The organism is uncultured Blautia sp., assembly GCF_902497045.1.
Lineage (GTDB): Bacteria > Bacillota > Clostridia > Lachnospirales > Lachnospiraceae > Blautia_A.
Window position 1 is genome coordinate 1 of record NZ_CABVDF010000357.1, and the last position, 1,826, is coordinate 1,826.

Sequence of the window (1,826 nt, forward strand, 5' to 3'; positions counted from 1 at the left end):
CACTGATCGCCCGACTTTCTGTGCGGCCCTTGCCGACATGAAGCGGCATGATTCTCGTGGTTGCCATAGGTCAGACCTCCTTCCCGAAAAGAAAACGGCCTGCCATAGCAGACCGCTTTCACTATTCTATAAAACTTTCTTCATCGAAAAAATTGAACTCATCATCTTCTAAGTGTCTTGGTGGAAATCTCATTTCATATTGCTCTTGCGCCAATGCACGGACATCAGGCCGCCTATCCTTTAGTCGATTTTTCAGCCAGGACAACTGCTCTTTCGATAGCCTCCATGGAAGATTCAAAAGACGATTCAGTGTCATCAGTTCAGCCTGCGTTTCTGCTGGTAGCGAAGCACAGGATTTACAAATGTGGGATGCATGACCTTTGCCTGAAAATTTTTCGTTGGCTTTGTATTCACCACAAACTTTACAATAGTGTCCATGCTTTTTCATAAGCTGATGCCCTTCTCGCAAAGAACATATAACCTGCGAATTGCTTTCATAATCACATCCCATTCCAAATCAGAAGCATAAGAAAACTTTTTACGGTATGCCTCCCAAAGTTTTTGCATAACCGAATCATTTTCCACTTCGTCAAAAACTTCTTCAGCCTGGTTAAGATACTTCTCCGATCCCCGTTTATGAGCAGTTGCCAGAAGCGCATCATGTAAAATTTTCGGGTTCAGCGTGGTTCCATGCAGCTGTTCTAAAATGTAAATATCGTAGAAATCTCTCATGCGGGTATTGGTTGTGGTTCTGGTAATAATGGTTTCCAGTTTTTCTGCCAGCACAGTTTCTAAATTATAAGCCCAAATATCAATGGAGCGATCTTCCAGCATAAGTTTGAATGAATACCGAACCTCTCTTGGAGTGATTGCATCTCCCGTAGAAATATCAATTTTCAAAGGGGTCACTACACCATCGAATGTTGTACTCATGCTGACACGAATCCCCGGATACTCTGCTTCATCCATAATCTCCGAAATACTTTTCAGCTGAAATTTAACACCATCATCAATCGGAACAGTTACGATTGATGAAATTAGATTCTCAATATCCTCCACATTAACATTAGCTCCTTTTATGGTTGCATCCAAATCCATCGTAGAGCGGGCATCCAATCCAACCATAGCCGCTACCAACATACCACCCTTCAAGATAAACTTATCACGATACTCAGAAAGAGAAATACGCTCCAAAAAACGCTCCATCATGTAGTTCCTCATTAAAATCTGAGCATCTGCGGATTTTTCTCTGGAAAGGTTTCGTATTAAATCTTTAAGCTGCCTTGCTGTTTTTATCATAAAAGTACCTCCAAATACTGTCGTAAAATTTTTTCCACCTTGAACATCCCAGCATATTGCATTAAAGCTCGCAGGTTCTTATCTTTTCTACGGGCATACGCTTTCAGTGCTCCCTGAAAGGTCTGAATTTCAATTCTGCTACGGCTTCTGAGCAAATCACAGATCGTTCGCTCCATATCATAAACCGGCACAGTATGCCCGAACGGAGTTTTCGCTGTTGTAAGTCCTACATCATGTAAGTCTGCTTTAATCGTAAAAACTTGAATGCCTTCTGCTTTCATTTTGCTTGGATTGCATCCAGTTTTGACCGTAACTGTATATTCTATTGGTTCACGGTCTGTCAGATCGTGAAAAAATAAAGCTGTTTCATGTGAAAATACTGCTTGTTCAAATCGCAAATGAAGCAGATACATGGCATCCACCCAGGAATCTTTGGACAGATAAATCCCATGTGCGACTCTATCCAAATCTCGTGAACGCACATAATCATAAAATACCGGCTTTGAAATTCCAGAAGATACGACCTG

Annotated in this window: 3 protein-coding genes; all 3 read right to left on the reverse strand. The window is 41.5% G+C overall.

The genetic code is table 11. The annotated features are described in order from the left end of the window. Positions 1-121 precede the first annotated feature (121 nt). Complete coding sequence (locus RDS42_RS14645; RefSeq protein WP_006059593.1) at positions 122-448, reverse strand: hypothetical protein; 327 nt, start codon at positions 446-448, stop codon at positions 122-124. Next, the gene (locus RDS42_RS14650; protein ID WP_002595844.1) at positions 445-1,299 is read right to left on the reverse strand and encodes a nucleotidyl transferase AbiEii/AbiGii toxin family protein; all 855 of its coding nucleotides are present in this window, start codon (positions 1,297-1,299) and stop codon (positions 445-447) included. The genes RDS42_RS14645 and RDS42_RS14650 overlap by 4 nt, the downstream gene beginning before the upstream one ends. After that, the coding region (locus tag RDS42_RS14655) for an abortive phage infection protein (protein ID WP_308784298.1) at positions 1,296-1,826 on the reverse strand (531 nt) is incomplete at its 5' end. The genes RDS42_RS14655 and RDS42_RS14650, both read right to left, overlap by 4 nt.